The 16348-nt window shown below is 72.2% G+C and carries 10 protein-coding genes and 1 pseudogene; 2 read left to right on the top strand and 9 right to left on the bottom strand.

Annotation, left to right across the window (positions count from 1 at the left end; genetic code table 11):
• Positions 1-25: 25 nt before the first annotated feature.
• The 6 genes and pseudogenes from serA to ACLF5H_RS02635 form a co-directional block, all read right to left on the bottom strand.
• Positions 26-1615: a phosphoglycerate dehydrogenase gene (gene serA, locus ACLF5H_RS02610; protein ID WP_421674455.1), complete on the bottom strand. Its 1590-nt coding sequence runs from the start codon at positions 1613-1615 to the stop codon at positions 26-28.
• Positions 1616-1864: 249 nt separating this feature from the next.
• The gene (gene ilvC, locus ACLF5H_RS02615) at positions 1865-2863 is read right to left on the bottom strand and encodes a ketol-acid reductoisomerase (RefSeq protein WP_421674456.1); all 999 of its coding nucleotides are present in this window, start codon (positions 2861-2863) and stop codon (positions 1865-1867) included.
• 129 nt (positions 2864-2992) lie between these two features.
• Positions 2993-3517: an acetolactate synthase small subunit gene (gene ilvN, locus ACLF5H_RS02620; RefSeq protein WP_037657258.1), complete on the bottom strand. Its 525-nt coding sequence runs from the start codon at positions 3515-3517 to the stop codon at positions 2993-2995.
• 22 nt (positions 3518-3539) lie between these two features.
• Positions 3540-5402: an acetolactate synthase large subunit gene (locus tag ACLF5H_RS02625; RefSeq protein ID WP_421674457.1), complete on the bottom strand. Its 1863-nt coding sequence runs from the start codon at positions 5400-5402 to the stop codon at positions 3540-3542.
• A 243-nt stretch (positions 5403-5645) separates the two neighbouring features.
• Positions 5646-9003: pseudogene (locus ACLF5H_RS02630) on the bottom strand (putative bifunctional diguanylate cyclase/phosphodiesterase).
• Between the two features lie 383 nt (positions 9004-9386).
• On the bottom strand, positions 9387-10427 hold the full coding sequence (locus ACLF5H_RS02635) for a 2-hydroxyacid dehydrogenase (protein ID WP_421674458.1): 1041 nt from the start codon (positions 10425-10427) through the stop codon (positions 9387-9389).
• 75 nt (positions 10428-10502) lie between these two features.
• Between ACLF5H_RS02635 and ACLF5H_RS02640 the strand changes: the two genes are divergently transcribed.
• Together ACLF5H_RS02640 and ACLF5H_RS02645 are read left to right on the top strand one after the other, a co-directional pair.
• Positions 10503-11501, top strand: a complete 999-nt coding sequence (locus ACLF5H_RS02640; RefSeq protein WP_421674459.1) for an aldo/keto reductase — start codon at positions 10503-10505, stop codon at positions 11499-11501.
• Positions 11502-11553: 52 nt separating this feature from the next.
• Positions 11554-12720, top strand: coding sequence for a PQQ-dependent sugar dehydrogenase (locus ACLF5H_RS02645; RefSeq protein ID WP_421674460.1), 1167 nt, complete (start codon positions 11554-11556; stop codon positions 12718-12720).
• Between the two features lie 35 nt (positions 12721-12755).
• On the opposite strand, the gene ACLF5H_RS02650 is transcribed toward ACLF5H_RS02645, so the two are convergent.
• From ACLF5H_RS02650 to ACLF5H_RS02660, 3 genes are all read right to left on the bottom strand, one after another.
• Complete coding sequence (locus ACLF5H_RS02650) at positions 12756-12989, bottom strand: hypothetical protein (protein ID WP_421674461.1); 234 nt, start codon at positions 12987-12989, stop codon at positions 12756-12758.
• Positions 12990-13068: 79 nt separating this feature from the next.
• The gene (locus ACLF5H_RS02655; RefSeq protein WP_421674462.1) at positions 13069-13287 is read right to left on the bottom strand and encodes a DUF6191 domain-containing protein; all 219 of its coding nucleotides are present in this window, start codon (positions 13285-13287) and stop codon (positions 13069-13071) included.
• A 33-nt stretch (positions 13288-13320) separates the two neighbouring features.
• On the bottom strand, positions 13321-16347 hold the full coding sequence (locus ACLF5H_RS02660) for a helix-turn-helix transcriptional regulator (protein WP_421674605.1): 3027 nt from the start codon (positions 16345-16347) through the stop codon (positions 13321-13323).
• Between the last annotated feature and the right edge of the window lies 1 nt (position 16348).

Here is a 16348-nt window from a genome sequence, read left to right on the forward strand (position 1 = left end):
TGCGTCCGGCCTTCCGTGAAGCGGGTCAGACCAGGTTGACCGAGCGGGCCGAGGCGGCGCCGATCTCGGCGGAGACCTCGGCCAGCACGTTCGCCGTCACCGTGTCGTCCACCGTGAGGACGGCCAGGGCCTCGCCGCCCACCGTGGCACGGGCGACCTGCATACCGGCGATGTTCAGACCGGCCTCGCCGAGGATGCGGCCGACGGTGCCGACGACACCGGGGCGGTCCTCGTAGCGCAGGACCAGCATGTGGTCGGCGAGGGCGAGGTCGACGTCGTACTCCCCGACCGCGACGATCTTCTGGACGTTCTTGGGGCCGGCCAGGGTGCCGGAGACCGACACCTCCTCGCCGGTGCCGAGGGTGCCGCGCACGGTCACCACATTGCGGTGCTCGGTGGCCTCGGAGCTGGTGGTGAGGCGGACCTCGACGCCGCGCTCCTGGGCGAACAGCGGGGCGTTCACATACGACACCGTCTCGTCGACGACGTCCTCGAACACGCCCTTGAGCGCGGAGAGTTCGAGCACCTTCACATCGTGCTGGGTGATCTCGCCGTAGACCTCGACGTCCAGGCGCACGGCCACCTCACCGGCGAGCGCGGTGAAGATGCGGCCGAGGCGCTCGGCGAGCGGCAGGCCCGGCTTGACGTCCTCGGCGATGACACCGCCCTGGACGTTGACCGCGTCCGGGACCAGTTCACCGGCGAGGGCGAGGCGCACCGACCGGGCGACCGCGATGCCCGCCTTCTCCTGGGCCTCGTCCGTGGAGGCGCCCAGGTGGGGGGTGCACACGACCTCGTCCAGCTCGAACAGCGGGGAGTCGGTGCACGGCTCCTTGCTGTACACATCGAGGCCGGCCCCGGCGACGCGGCCCTCCTTCAGCGCCGCGTACAGCGCCGCCTCGTCCACGATGCCGCCGCGGGCCGCGTTGACGATGCGCACGCTCGGCTTGACCTTGCGCAGCGCCTCGTCACCGATGAGGCCGAGGGTCTCGGGGGTCTTCGGCAGGTGGACGGTGATGAAGTCGGAGACCTCGAGCAGCTCGTCCAGGGACAGCACCTTGACGCCCATCTGGGCGGCGCGCGCGGGCTGCACATACGGGTCGTAGGCGACGACCTTCATGCCGAAGGCGGACATGCGCTGCGCGACCAGGGCGCCGATGCGGCCGAGGCCGACGACGCCGAGGGTCTTCTCGGCCAGCTCGACGCCCGTGTACTTGCTGCGCTTCCACTCGCCGTTCTTCAGCGCGGCGTTCGCCTGCGGGATGTTGCGGGCGGTGGACAGCAGCAGACCGCAGGCCAGCTCGGCCGCGGTCACGATGTTGGAGGTCGGGGCGTTGACGACCATCACGCCGGCCTTGGTGGCGGCGGACACGTCCACGTTGTCCAGGCCGACGCCCGCGCGGGCGACGACCTTGAGCTTCTTGGCCGCGGCGACGGCCTCGGCGTCGACCTTGGTGGCGGAACGGATCAGGATCGCGTCGACGTCGGCGATGGCGGGCAGCAGCTCCGCCCGGTCGGCTCCGTTGCAGTGCCGGATCTCGAAGTCCGGGCCAAGGGCGTCGACGGTCGCGGGCGAAAGCTCTTCGGCGATGAGTACGACGGGTTTCGAGCTCACGTGGGTCCTCACAAGTCCAATGCGGACGGCCGTCCCGACGGCCGCTGGCGGAGGGGTGCTAGCCGCGTGGAAGACGCACGACGCTGTGGGCCTGACGCGTATGTTGTGCAGCAGTCTAGTGGCGCCGCGCTCTTCGTTTTGCGCCGCTGCGGAAGGATCACCCGGACGGGGAACTCCAATGTGGAGTGCTGTCGGAGATCGTGGCGAATGGGGGCCGGAGCAGCATGCCCCGGCCCCCTGACGCGAGGCTTACGCCTCCTCGTTCACCCAGCTCATCAGCCCACGCAGCTGCTTGCCGGTGGTCTCCAGCAGGTGCTCGGAGTCCTGCTTCTTGTACTCGTCGTACTTCTTCAGGCCGCCGTGGTACTCGTCCATCCAGTTCTTGGCGAACGTGCCGTCCTGGATCTCGGCGAGGACCTTCTTCATCTCCGCCTTGGTGGCGTCGGTGATGATGCGCGGGCCGGTGACGTAGTCGCCCCACTCGGCGGTCTCGGAGATGGACCAGCGCATCTTCTCCAGGCCGCCCTCGTACATGAGGTCCACGATCAGCTTCAGCTCGTGCAGGCACTCGAAGTAGGCGATCTCCGGCTGGTAACCGGCCTCGGTCAGGGTCTCGAAGCCCGCCTTGACCAGAGCGGCGGTGCCACCGCACAGCACGGCCTGCTCGCCGAAGAGGTCGGTCTCGGTCTCCTCGGTGAAGGTCGTCTTGATGACACCGGCGCGGGTGCCGCCGATGCCCTTGGCGTACGACAGGGCGAGCGCGAAGGCGTTGCCGGAGGCGTCCTGCTCGACGGCGGCGATGCAGGGCACGCCGCGGCCCTCCTCGTACTGGCGGCGGACCAGGTGGCCCGGGCCCTTGGGGGCGACCATGCAGACGTCCACGCCGGCCGGGGGCTTGATGAAGCCGAAGCGGATGTTGAAGCCATGGCCGAAGAACAGCGCGTCGCCGTCCTTCAGGTGGGCGGCGATGGACTCCTCGTAGACCTTGGCCTGGATCGGGTCCGGGACCAGGATCATGATGACGTCGGCCTCGGCCGCGGCCTCGGCCGGGGTCACCACGCGCAGGCCCTGCTCCTCGGCCTTGACCTTGGACGTGGAGCCCTCGTGCAGACCGACCCGGACGTCCACACCGGAGTCGCGCAGCGACAGGGCGTGCGCGTGACCCTGGCTGCCGTAACCGATGACCGCGACCTTGCGGTTCTGGATGATGGACAGGTCGGCGTCAGCGTCGTAGAACAGCTCGGCCACTTTGGGTTCTCTCCCTATGTGTGCAGGTGGTGCGTCCCACCGTATGACGGTGGGCGGCGAGGTGGTTTCGGGGTCTCGGCATACGGGCGAGCGGCGCGACCGGCCGCCCGCACGCGTCCGCAGCGGGTGTTACGCGGATCGGTCCAGGGCGCGCAGCGAGCGGTCCGTGATCGAACGGGCGCCGCGGCCGATGGCGATGGTGCCGGACTGGACCAGCTCCTTGATGCCGAACGGCTCCAGCATCTTGAGCATGGCGGACAGCTTCTCGCCGGACCCGGTGGCCTCGATGGTCACGGCCTCCGGGGAGACGTCCACGGTCTTGGCGCGGAACAGCTGGACGATCTCCACGATCTGGGAGCGGGTCTCGTTGTCCGCGCGGACCTTCACCAGAACGAGTTCGCGCTGAACGGCCTGATGGGGTTCCAGCTCGACGATCTTCAGGACCTCGACCAGCTTGTTGAGCTGCTTGGTCACCTGCTCCAGCGGCAGTTCCTCGACACCGACCACGATGGTGATCCGGGAGATGTCGGGGTGTTCGGTGACGCCCACCGCGAGCGAGTCGATGTTGAAGCCGCGGCGGGAGAACAGGGCGGCGATCCGGGCGAGGATGCCCGGCTTGTTCTCCACCAGGACGGAGAGCGTGTGCTTGGACATGGTCTTTTTACGTCTCTCTCGCTCAGTCGTCTTCGCTGTCGCCGAAGTCGGGGCGGACGTCCCGGGCGGCCATGATCTCGTCGTTCGAGGTGCCGGCGGCGACCATCGGCCACACCATGGCGTCCTGGTGGACGATGAAGTCCACGACCACCGGACGGTCGTTGATGGAATTGGCCTCCTCGATGACCTTGTCCAGGTCCTCGGGGCGCTCGCAGCGCAGCCCCACGCAGCCCATCGCCTCGGCCAGCTTCACGAAGTCCGGCACCCGCGTGCCCCGGGCCTCGGGGTTGACGTCGTCGGGACCGCTGTGCAGGACGGTGTTGGAGTAGCGCTGGTTGTAGAACAGAGTCTGCCACTGGCGGACCATCCCGAGCGCGCCGTTGTTGATGACGGCGACCTTGATGGGGATGTTGTTCAGGGCGCAGGTGGTCAGTTCCTGGTTGGTCATCTGGAAGCAGCCGTCGCCGTCGATCGCCCAGACCGTCCGCTCGGGCCGGCCGGCCTTGGCGCCCATGGCGGCCGGGACCGAGTAGCCCATGGTTCCGGCGCCGCCGGAGTTCAGCCAGGTGGCGGGCTGCTCGTACTGGATGAAGTGCGCGGACCACATCTGGTGCTGGCCGACGCCCGCCGCGAAGATGGTGCCCTCGGGGGCGAGCTGTCCGACGCGCTCGATGACGGCCTGCGGGGACAGCGAGCCGTCCTCGGGCCGGTCGTAGCCGAGCGGGTAGGTCTCGCGCCACCGGTTGAGGTCCTGCCACCAGGCCGCGTATCCCGTTCGGGCGGCCTCGCCCTGGTTGCCCTCGCTGTGCTCCTTCTGCACGGCCTGCACCAGATCGGCGATGACCTCGCGGGCGTCGCCCACGATCGGCACGTCGGCCTCGCGGTTCTTGCCGATCTCGGCCGGGTCGATGTCGGCGTGCACGATCTTGGCGTACGGCGCGAAGCTGTCCAGCTTGCCGGTGACGCGGTCGTCGAAGCGGGCTCCGAGGGCGACGATCAGGTCGGCCTTCTGCAGCGCGGTGACGGCGGTGACCGCACCGTGCATGCCCGGCATTCCCACGTGCAGGGGGTGGCTGTCGGGGAATGCGCCGAGCGCCATCAGGGTGGTGGTGACGGGCGCTCGGGTGAGTTCGGCGAGGACCTTCAGCTCGGCGGTGGCCTTGGCCTTCAGGACGCCGCCGCCGACGTAGAGGACCGGCCGCTTGGCGGCGGTGATCAGCTTGGCGGCCTCGCGGATCTGCTTGGCGTGCGGCTTGGTGACCGGGCGGTAGCCGGGCAGGTCCATGACCGGCGGCCAGGAGAAGGTGGTCTTCGCCTGGAGGGCGTCCTTGGCGATGTCGACCAGCACCGGCCCTGGACGTCCGGTGGAGGCGATGTGGAAGGCCTGCGCGATGATCCGCGGGATGTCCTCGGCCTTGGTCACCAGGAAGTTGTGCTTGGTGATCGGCATGGTGATGCCGACGATGTCCGCCTCCTGGAAGGCGTCCGTGCCGATCGACTTCGAGGACACCTGGCCGGTGATCGCGACCATCGGCACCGAGTCCATGTGGGCGTCGGCGATCGGGGTGACCAGGTTGGTCGCGCCCGGTCCGCTCGTCGCCATGCAGACGCCGACCTTGCCGGTGGCCTGGGCGTACCCCTCGGCCGCGTGGCCCGCGCCCTGCTCGTGCCGGACCAGGACGTGGCGCACCCGGGTGGAGTCCATCAGCGGGTCGTACGCCGGCAGGATCGCGCCGCCCGGAATTCCGAATACCGTGTCCGCCCCGACCTCCTCGAGGGAGCGAATGAGGGACTGCGCGCCCGTGACGTGCTCGACGGGGGCGGAGTGCCCGCCGGATCGGGGCCGGGGCTGCGGATGATGGGCCCCGGTGGCCTGCTCGGTCATCGGCTTCTCTTCTCGATGCTGAGGGTTTTTGCGAGGTTCGGGCGGAGTTCGTCAGTCGCAGGAGGGTCACTCGTGCAACAAAAAACCCCTCGTGCCGTGAGGCAAGCGAGGGGAGCGCGCCGGTGAGGGTCGCTGGGGATTCCGGATCGCATTCCGGTGGGTCCCAGCTCAGCCGACGCGCTGTCCAAGTACGAGAATTCGGGTGCGCATGGCACTGACCCTCTCCCCGGGGCGCACCACGTGTCAAGTGGGTGGGACGGGCGTCTCAGAATGTGAGCGAAGGGCACTACCGCCTCCAAAAACAGCGGGTACTCCTCCGGTGTACACCCCCGCGGCACCCAGCCGCCCCTGGGTTTCCCTTACTCGGCCCGCGAATACGGGTTCGGCCGGCACATGGGGGCCTGACGACACATGCAGACCGGTCTGCGCGTGGGGTGCGCCCGAGGCGTGCGCCCCGGCCGCCGCGTGCGCTCCGGTCCCGGTGTGCGGCACCGGGCAGGACCCGGCGCCGAGCGCCCGGCGCAGCCGGTGCTCGTCCAGCGGACCGGAGAACGCCGCGCCGATGCCATGGGTGCAGCCCATCGCGCGCAGGGCCACCGCCTGCTCGGGCAGGTCCACGCCCTCGGCGACGGACTGGATCCCGAGGTCATGGGCGATCCGCAGCAGCCCGCTGGTGATCTTGTGCAGCCGCGCGGAGTCCACCACGCCCTCGACCAGGCCGCGGTCGAGCTTGAGGATGTCCACGGGCAGCCGCCGCAGCGCGGCGATCGCCGCGTGGCCGCTGCCGAAGCCGTCCAGCGCGATACGCACCCCGAGCCGGCTCAGCGCGGTCAGCCGCCGCTCCAGCTCGTCCAGGCCGAGCCCCGGATCGGTGTCGGACAGCTCGATGACCAGCGCGCCGGGCGGCAGCCCGTATCTGGTCAGCAGCGCCTCCACGGAGCCGGGCGGCAGCGAGCGGTCCAGCAGCCGCCGGGCGCTCATCCGCACCGCCACCGGTACGACGAGCCCGCTCGCGGCCCGCTCGGCGGCCCCCGCCACGGACTCCTGGAGGATCCAGCGGTCCAGCTCGGCCGTCTTGTCGCCGTCCTCGGCCACCCGCAGGAACTCCGCCGGGGTGAACAGCACCCCCTGCGAGGAGCGCCAGCGGGCCTGCGCCGAGACCGCCGTGATCCGGCCGTCCTCCAGGGACACCACGGGCTGGTGCAGCAGCGCGAACTCCCCGTCGTGCAGCGCGGCGCGCAGCCGGGTGGCGAGCTCCGCCTTGCGTACGACGTCCTGCTGCATCTGCGGCTTGTACAGCTCGACCCGGCCCTTTCCGGCCGATTTCGCGCGGTACATCGCGAGGTCGGCGTTGCGCAGCAACTCGCCCGCGCCGAGGCCGGGTTCGGCGAAGGCGACGCCGATGGAGGCGTTGACCCGGACATCGTTGCCGTCGATCGCGTAGGGCTGGGAGAGGGTCATCCTGAGGCGGTCGGCGAGCTCCAGGATGTTGCGTTCCCGGGCGGCACGGTCATGGGTGCCGTCCCCGACGATCAGGGCCGCGAACTCGTCGCCGCCGAGCCGGGAGGCGGTGTCGCCCTGGCGTACCGCGTCCTGGAGTCTTCGGGCCGCCTGGACGAGGAGTTCGTCGCCGGCCTGGTGCCCGATGGTGTCGTTGACGGCCTTGAAGCCGTCGAGGTCGATGAAGAGCACCGCGGTGCCGCGCAGGGCGGCGCCCCGGTCGGTGGCCCGGCGGCCGGACAGGGCCTGCTGGACGCGTCGGGTGAACAGCGCGCGGTTGGGCAGGTCGGTCAGCGGGTCGTGCTCCGCGTTGTGCTGCAACTGGGCCTGCAGGCGCACGCGTTCGGTGACGTCCCGGCTGTTGAAGATCAGGCCGCCGTGGTGGCGGTTGACGGTGGACTCGACGTTCAGCCAGCCGCCCCCGCCGCCGGAGCGGAAGCGGCATTCGATGCGGGTGGTGGGCTCCGTCAGCGGGCTGGCGGCGAGGAAGCGGCGCACCTCGTGCACCACACAGCCCAGGTCCTCGGGGTGGATCAGGGCGGCCAGCTCGGTGCCCACCAGGTCCTCGGCGGGACGGCCGTAGACCCCGGCGGCGGCCGGGGAGACGTAGCGCAGGATGCCGTTGGGCGCAGCGATCATGATGACGTCGCTGGAGCCCTGCACCAGGGAGCGGAAGTGGTTCTCCTTCTGCGCCAGTTCCTGGGTGAGGGCGATGTTGTCCAGCAGCATGATGCCCTGGCGGATCACGAGCGCGAGCACCACGCAGCCCGCGGTGATCAGCACGACGTGGTCGGGCCTGCGGCCGTTCAGGACGTTGTACAGGATGCCCAGGGTGCACACCGCGGCGGCGAGATACGGGGTGAGCGCGCCGAGCGAGCCGGTGATCGGGCGTCCCGCCGGGTAGCGGACGGAGTCGGCACCGGCGTGCGCAGCGGGTCCGGTGCCGTCGGGCGCCGGGAGCGGCCCGTGCCCGGCGTCCGGGAACGCGCTGTCCTGGAGGTGGCCCGGGTCCGGGTACGAGCCGTGTGCGAAGCCCTCGTACCCGTCGTGCCCGGCAGCCTCGTACCCGTCGTGCCCGGCGCCCGCGTACGCGTCGTGCCCGGCACCGGCGTCCTGCCCGGAGCCCGGGTCCCGGCTGTGCTCGGCGGTCGGGGCGGGCGCGGGCGCGGACGGTGACCGGTGGTCGGCGGCGCGCGCGCGGCGCGGGCAGCTGCCCGGAGGCCGCGCGGGTGGGCCCGTCCGGCACCGGCGCGCTCCCGGGCCGGGGTGTGGCCCAGGGGGCGTAGGCGAGCAGCAGCGAACCGGCGAACCAGCCCGCGTCCAGCAGCTGGCCGGAGCGGTAACTGCTGTGCAGCAGCGGCGAGGTGAACAGCGCGTCGCACATCACGGTCAGGGCGAGCGCGCCGATCGCGGTGTTCACGGCGGTCCTATTGCCGGGCGCGCGCCGGAAGTGCAGCGCGAGCACCATGCTGACCAGCGCGATGTCCAGCAGCGGATACGCCAGCGACAGCGCGGTGTGCGCCACGCTCGGCCCGTCGAACCGGGCCGCCTGGGCGAGCGCGAGGCTCCACGACAGGGTGAGCAGCGAACCGCCGACCAGCCAGGCGTCCAGGCCCAGGCAGATCCAGCCGGCCCGGGTCACCGGACGGCTGGCGAGCACCAGCAGGCCCACGATCGCGGGCGGCGCGAAGCACAGGAAGAACAGATCGGCGTACGACGGGCTGGGCACGGGCCGGCCGAGCACGACCTCGTACCAGCCCCAGACGGCGTTGCCCAGGGCCGCCATGGCCGAGGAGAGGCCGAACAGCAGCCAGGCGGGGCGGTAGCGGACCCGGGGGCCGCGGGCGTAGAGGAAGCAGGAGACGGCGGCGACGCCGGCCGCGGCGCTGAGCCCGAAGTCGCCCATGACCAGCGCGATCTCGTCCGTGCCCCAGTCGAACGCGGCGCCGACGGCGTACGCCGCGCAGACGAGGGCGAGGACGAGCTGTTCGGAGGCGCGGGTGCGCACGACGCGGACCCGTCCGCGCGCCGGCGGGTCCTGGTGCGGGTGCGGCGCGCGCACCTCTGCGTGGACGGTGGTGGTCGGCGTGGGCGCGCTCACCGGGGCCTCCCGGTGGGTGACGCGCCCGTGTCCCGCCGCACCCGGCGGACCGGGCGTGCGTGCCTGCGGGGGCCGGCCGGCCGCCGCGGGTGGTGGCTGTGGTGAGCGGTGTGGTGGCCGCGTCCGCCCGCGGCCGTGCGCCAGGGCCGTCGTCGGCGGCTCCAACGCGTCGGATCGTTCGTCCATAGGCCGTGCATCGCCCGTCGCCCCCCTCACAAGATCTGAAATGTCATCCCCGGCGCCGATGTAGGCGGCGCTGCCCCTGTCGGGACGATACACCAGGTTCGTCACTCAGGGACATAGCTTCTCTACGCTCCGTGACGACCAGCGGGGATACGGGCACGGGCCGCGTCCGAGAGGTCGCGGAGGGTGCCGGAAAGGCCCTAACGCCCGTTCGTTCCCGGGGTGTCCGGGCCCTCCGGATCTGTTCCGGCCGGATCTTCGGGGGCCGTTCCCACCGGCTCCTTCGGGTCCTGCCCCGTCGTCAGGATCACGTTCCGCAGCGGCTCGTGGTTCACGAACCGGGTCAGCTGATCGACCAGCAGCCGCCGGGCGCGCGGCAGGAAGGCCGACGTGGGTCCGCCGACATGCGGGGTGATCAGTGCGCCGGGGGCCTTCCAGAGGGGGTGGCCGGGCGGCAGCGGCTCGGGGTCGGTGACGTCCAGGGCGGCCAGGATCCGGCCCCGCTCCAGCTCCGCGAGCAGCGCGTTCGTGTCCACGACCGGCCCCCGGGAGACGTTCACCAGGAGGGCCCCGTCCTTCATCCGGGAGAGGAACTCGGCGTCCACCAGACCATGGGTGGCGTCCGTGAGGGGGGTGGACAGAATCACGACATCGGCATCCGGAAGCAGAGAGAGCACATCGGCGATCGGATGCACGAGACCGCGCGCCGTGGTGCGCCGGGAGCGCGCGACGCGCGCCACCCGCGCAAGCTCGAAGGGCGTGAGCCGGTCCTCGATGGCGGCGCCGATCGAACCGTAGCCGACGATCAGCACGTTCTTGTCGGCGAGCGCGGGCCTGAACGCGCCCTGCCAGCGCTCCTGTTGCTGGGCCCGCACGAAGTCCGGGATGCCGCGCAGCGCGGCCAGGGTCAGGGTGAGCGCCAGCTCGGCGGTGCTCGCCTCGTGCACCCCCCGCGCGTTGCACAGCCGTACGCCCGGCACGATGGCCGAAAGCCGCGCCGTGATGTCGTCGACGCCGGCCGTGAGCGTCTGGATGACCCGGACATTGCTCAACTGCTCCAGCGGGCGCACCTTGACCGGCCACCGCTTCATGTACGGCACCACGTACATCACGCATCGCGCGGGATCACCCGGAAACTCCTGGTCGCCGTCCTCGCCCCCGTCCCAGAACAGGTACCGGAGACCCTCGGGCAGCCCCTCGATCTCCTCGGGCGGAAGCGGAAGCCATACGTCTGCGCTCATGGCCAGGAGGCTATGTCAGGTACGCGCGGTGCAGAGGTTAGGTTGGGGGTCAGGCTAGGGGAGGTTCCGGAGCAGGTGGAGCGCAGGACGATCGGCGCGGGGGCGCTCGCGGTGGGGGCCGTCGGACTCGGGTGCATGCCGATGAGCTGGGCGTACAGCACCTCGCGGCAACGGGGCGACGAGTCGGTGAGATGCGTGCACCGGGCCCTGGACCTGGGGTCGAGCCTGCTGGACACCGCGGACATGTACGGCCCGTTCACCAACGAGCTGCTGCTCGGGCGGGTGCTGAGGGAGCGGCGGGCGGACGCGTTCGTCTCCACGAAGGCGGGGCTGCTGGTGGGCGAGCAGCACATCGTGGCCAACGGCCGCCCCGGCTATGTGAAACGGGCCTGCGACGCCTCGCTGCGCCGGCTCCAGACGGATGTGATCGACCTCTACCAGCTGCACCGCCCCGACCCCGAGGTGCCGATCGAGGAGACCTGGGGCGCGATGGCCGAGCTGGTGCGCGCCGGGAAGGTACGGTCGCTCGGCCTGTGCGCGCTGGGCGCACGCGGCGGCCGCCGCTCGGGCACCGGCCTGTACGACGGCACATTGCGCCAGTTGCAGCGGGTGCAGCAGGTGTTCCCGGTGGCCGCGGTCGAGGCGGAGCTTTCGGTGTGGTCCCCGGAGGCGCTGCGGACGCTGCTGCCGTGGTGCGAGGCGCGGGGCGTGGGCTTCCTGGCGGCGATGCCGCTGGGCAACGGCTTCCTGACCGGCACGCTCACCCCGGGCGAGGGCTTCGAACCGGACGATGTGCGCGCCCGGCACCCCCGGTTCACCGCCGAGATGATGGCGGCCAACCAGCCGATCGTGGCCGGTCTGCGCCGCGTCGCCCGGCGGCACGGCCCGCACGTCACCCCGGCGCAGGTCGCGCTGGCCTGGGTGCTGTCACGGGGCCGCCATGTGATCGCGCTGCCCGGCGCGAAGCGGGAGCGCTGGGCCGCGGAGAACGCGGCGGCGGCCGGACTGCGGCTGTCCCCCGCGGACCTCGCGGAGATCGCCCGGCTGCCGGGGGCGCAAGGGTCGTGGGACTGAGGGACCCTTGGGAGGGGAAGATCTGCCGCTGGAACGCCGCCCCGAAGGGATCGTGATCGTGCGACGTCGAGCTGTGCCGACCGTGCTGGCCGCGGCCGCCGCCCTCCTGCTGACGGCGGGCTGCTCCGCCGGCTCCTCGGGGGTGGGCTTTCCCGGTCAGCTCCCCCGTACGGCGCCCCCGAGCAGCGCGCCCACCGCCCCGGCCACGGAGTCGGCGGCACCGGTCAAGGGCTCGGTACGGGTGCTGCGCACGGTGGCCGAGGGCCTGAAGTCACCCTGGGGTCTCGCCGTGCTGCCGGACGGCGATCTGCTGGTCTCCTCCCGCGACGAGGGGACGATCACCCGCATCGACCCGGACACGGGCCGCACGACAGGACTGGGCACGGTCTCCGGGGTCTCCCCGGCGGGCGAGGGCGGCCTGCTGGGCATCGCGCTGTCCCCGCGCTACGCCTCGGACCACATGATCTACGCCTACTTCACCTCCGCCTCGGACAACCGCATCGTCCGGATGCTCTACGACGACAAGAAACCGGCCGGTGAGCAACTGGGCGCCCCCGACACCCTGTTCAAGGGCATCCCCAAGGGCCCCGTCCACAACGGCGGCCGGATCGCCTTCGGCCCCGACGGCATGCTGTACGCCGGGACCGGCGAGAGCGGCCGGCGCGGCCTCGCCCAGGACCGCGGCTCCCTGGGCGGCAAGATCCTCCGGCTGACCCCCGACGGCGACCCCGCCCCCGGCGACCCCTTCCCCGGCTCCCCCGTCTACTCCCTGGGCCACCGCAACGTCCAGGGACTCGCCTGGGACGACCGCCAGCGCCTGTTCGCCTCCGAGTTCGGCCAGGACACCTGGGACGAGCTGAACGCCATCAAGCCCGGCGGCAACTACGGCTGGCCCGACGCCGAGGGCAGGTCCACCGACCCCCGCTTCCAGAACCCCGTCGCCGAGTGGCACACCGACGACGCCTCCCCCAGCGGCATCGCCTATGTCCACGGCGTCATCTGGATGGCCGCCCTCAAGGGCGAACGCCTGTGGCGCGTCCCCCTCCGCGGCACCCGCGCCGCGGCCACCCCCCAGTCCTTCCTCACCGGCACCTACGGCCGCCTGCGCACGGTCGCCCCGGCGGGCGACGGCAAGCTGTGGCTGATCACGAGCAACACGGACGGGCGGGGGCATCCGAAGAAGGGGGACGACAGGGTCCTGGAGCTTCAGGTGAGTTAGCCGCGCCGACGAGTCCCCGGGGGCCGGCCGCTCGATCATTCCTCCGGCCGCAGCCTCTGCCGAGCGGCCTCAAGCCGCTGGTCATAGTCGGATGCGAACAGCCCGGGAAGCGTCTTGTCGAGTGTTCCGGCGATCCGATGGATCGGCGCCCAGACCGCCGGATCGTCGACAACACGGCCGAGGTCCGTCATCTGGAGCTTCTCCAGCCAGTGCGACAGCACCAGTGCCTCGTCACTCGTGAGCCTGATCGTCACCTGCCCGTCACCCATGCACACCCCTACGGCTCGGCCCCGCTCCCGACCGCACGAACCTACTGGCCTTCGCCATCGGCCAGACAGGGGCACCCCCCTACTCCGACCCTTCACCCTCCGGCTCCGTGGTGGCCGGTTTCGGGGTGGCCGGTTTCGGGGCGGACAGGCGTATGACCGCCTTGCCTGAGGTGAGGTCTATGGGGCCGCGGCCGGGGTCGCTGTCGCCGACCTCCTCCCGGGTCAGTTCCAGGCGGTTCTGTTCGTCGCGGGTGTGTTGGCGACCCGGTGCGAACAGTTCGCTGAAGGCGTCGAACACGGCTTCTCCCCCTTGCCGGTTGTCCCGGGGCCATTATCCCGCCGCCAGCCGGTCCTGGGCCGGGAAGAGGCCGAGCCGGTGGGCCAGGGCGGCCGCCTCGCCGCGGCTGGAGACGCCGAGTTTGGCCAGGATGTTGGAGACGTGGACGCTCACCGTCTTCGGGGAGATGAACAGTTCCTCGGCTGTCTGCCGGTTGGTACGCCCGGCCGCGAGCCGTCGCAGGACCTCCTGTTCCCTGGCGGTGAGGCCGAGCTCCGCGGCCGGGTCGGCCGGGGTGGTGGCGGTCTGCCCGGGCCCGGGGGTCAGGGCCAGGCGGGCGCGGCGGGCGGAGCGGGTGACGGTGTCCAAGAGGGGGCGGGCGTCCATGTGGGTGGCGACGGCCGCGGCGAGCCGGAGGAGTTCCAGCGCGCGGTCGCGCTCGCCCGTGCCGCCCGCTCTCAGCAGCGCCCCGGCCAGGCGGAGGCGGACCCGGGCGAGATCGTAGGGGCGGTCCAGGTGCTCGAAGGCGGTGGCCACCGGGGCCCAGGTGTCCACGGTGTCCCGGCCGTCCGCTCTGCGCAGTTCCGCGCGGGTCCACTGGTCGTAGGCGTCCCACAGGGGTGCCCCGGTGGTGAGGGTCCGGGCGGTCTCGGTGAGCCGGTCGAGGATCTCGGCGCGGCCCGCCCGGGCGGTGGGCAGGGTGCGGGTGTCGGCCTCGGCGGTGGCGGCGGCGCGCAGCAGCGGCCAGCCGTGGCGGTGCGCGCCGGTCGGAAGGCCGGCGTCCAGTGCCCGGAGCAGTTCGGCACGGGCGTCGGCGAGGCGGCCCTGTCCGGCGGCGATGCCCAGGGCGACGCGGGCCGGTGGGAGGCACTGGTGGGGCATGGGGTCGTGGTCCCCGAAGTGGTCGCGGGCGGTGGCGAGTCGGCGGGCGGCCTCGGGGAGGTCGCCATGGGCCAGGGCGAGGTGGGCCAGTTTCAGGGCGCCCGCGGCACGGGGCTCGGTGCCACGGCCGATCCGGGTGGCGTGGGTGGCGGCCCGGACGGCGTCCGGCCACTGCCCGAGCGCGTACCAAGCCTCGGCCAGCCCGGCCCACATCCAGGCCTCGGAGTCCGGCAGTCCGTGTCCGCGGGCGAAGGCGAGGCCCTCGTGCAGCAGGGGCAGGGCCTCCCGGTCCCGGCCGAGGCCGGTCAGTGCGGACGGGAGGTTCACATAGGCCCGGCCCGCGACCTGGTGCATGCCCTCGGCGAGGGCGGCCCGCAGGACCTGCCGCATCTGGGTGAGCCCCGGCTCATGGGCGCCTGCGTCGACCTGGAGGCCGCCCAGGGTGAGGCGGGCGTGCAGTTCTATGTCGCGGGCGCCGACCATCCGCGCGTACTGCACGGCCTGTTCGGCGGCGGCGAAGGCCTCGGGGCCCGGCCGGTGCCGCATGGACCAGTTGGCGGCCAGGGTCAGCACCTCGGCGTGCACCTCGGACGGGGGCAGGCCGCGCACCAGTTCCTCGGCGGTGGACAGTTCGCGTCGGCCGTCGCCCTGGGCCTGGGCCTGGACCAGCCGGGAGCGCTGCAGCCAGAACCAGGCGGCGCGCAGCGGGTCCGGTTCGTCCTCCAGCAGGCGCAGGGCGCGTCTGGTGATCGCGAGGGCGCGCTCGCGCTCTCCGCCGAAGCGGCCCGCGACGGCGGCCTCGGCCAGCAGGTCGAGATAGCTCAGCGGGGTGGTGGGGTCGCCGCCGTACGGGGTGCGGTCGATGGGGCGCAGGGCGGAGCGCACGGCTTCGGGGGCGCTGTCCCACAGCTCCATCGCCCGCTCCAGCAGGTCGAGTTGTTCGGTGTAGGCGTGCCGGCGGCGGGCCGCGGCGGAGGCGGCGAGGACGGCGGGCAGGGCCTTGGCGGGTTCGTGGGCGTGGTACCAGTATCCGGCGAGGCGGGGCAGGCGGGTGTCGGCCGGGACGAGGGTGGGGTCGGCGTCCAGCGCCTTCGCGTAGCGGCGGTTGAGGCGGGAGCGTTCGCCGGGCAGCAGGTCGTCGGCGACGGCTTCGCGGCTCAGGGAGTGCCGGAAGCGGTAGCCGGTGCCGTCCGGGGTGGTGGTGAGGATGTTGGCGCCGACGGCGGCCCGCAGTGCCTCGATGAGGTCGTCCTCCGGGAGTCCGGCGACCGCCGCGAGCAGTCGGTACTCCACGGTGGAGCCGCCCTCGGCGATGATCCGGGCGATCCGTTGGGCCGGGTCGGGCAGGGTCTCGACCCGGACCAGGAGCAGATCGCGCAGCGAGTCGGCGAGTCCGGTGCGGCGGCCCTCGCGGGCGGCCACGGCGAGTTCCTCGGCGAAGAAGGCGTTGCCGTCGGAGCGTTCGAAGACGGCGTCGACCTGGGCGCGGTCGGGTTCGCGGGCCAGGATGCCGGCGATCAGTCGGGCGGTCTCCTCGCGGGTGAGGCGGGGGAGGTCGATCCGGTGGACGGTGCGCAGCCGGTCCAGTTCGGCGAGCAGGGGGCGCAGGGGGTGGCGGCGGTGGACGTCGTCGGAGCGGTAGGTGGCGAGGACGAGGAGTCTGCCGGTGCGCGGGGTGCGCAGGAGGTAGGCGAGGAGATGGCGGGTGGAGGCGTCGGCCCAGTGCAGGTCCTCCAGGACGAGGGCGATGGTGTGGTCGGTGGCGAGCCGGGCCAGCAGCCGGGCGGTGAGTTCGAACAGGCGGGCCGTGCTGTGTTCGTCATGGTGGCCCGCGGGGTGCTCGCCCAATTCGGGTAGCAGCCGGGCCAGTTCCTCCTCCTGGCCGGCGGCGGCGGTGGCGAATTCCTCGGGGCGGGCGGCGCGCAGGGCACGCAGGGCGGCGGAGAACGGGGCGAACGGGAGGCCCTCGGCGCCGATCTCCACGCAGCCGCCGACGGCGACGAGGGCATCGCGGCTCGCGGCGGCCGAGGTGAACTCCTCGACCAGGCGGGTCTTGCCCACGCCCGCCTCACCGCCGAGCAGCAGCGTCCCCGGCTGTCCCGCGGCGGCGCGGGTGAGCGCTTCGTGCAGGACGGTCAGTTCTTCGGTGCGGCCGATGAACACGGGGCTGGGGGATCTGGTCTCCACGTGGCCGAGCATC

The organism is Streptomyces sp. LaBMicrA B280 (assembly GCF_049222185.1).
In the GTDB taxonomy this organism is placed as follows: Bacteria; Actinomycetota; Actinomycetes; order Streptomycetales; family Streptomycetaceae; genus Streptomyces; species Streptomyces murinus.

Excerpts from the sequence above, each read along its gene's own strand:
- ilvN (WP_037657258.1), bottom strand. The coding sequence starts at position 3,517 with ATGTCCAAGCACACGCTCTCCGTCCTGGTGGAGAACAAGCCGGGCATC.
- ACLF5H_RS02650 (WP_421674461.1), bottom strand. The coding sequence starts at position 12,989 with ATGGGTGACGGGCAGGTGACGATCAGGCTCACGAGTGACGAGGCACTG.
- ACLF5H_RS02625 (WP_421674457.1), bottom strand. The coding sequence starts at position 5,402 with ATGACCGAGCAGGCCACCGGGGCCCATCATCCGCAGCCCCGGCCCCGA.
- ACLF5H_RS02660 (WP_421674605.1), bottom strand. The coding sequence starts at position 16,347 with ATGCTCGGCCACGTGGAGACCAGATCCCCCAGCCCCGTGTTCATCGGC.
- ACLF5H_RS02635 (WP_421674458.1), bottom strand. The coding sequence starts at position 10,427 with ATGAGCGCAGACGTATGGCTTCCGCTTCCGCCCGAGGAGATCGAGGGG.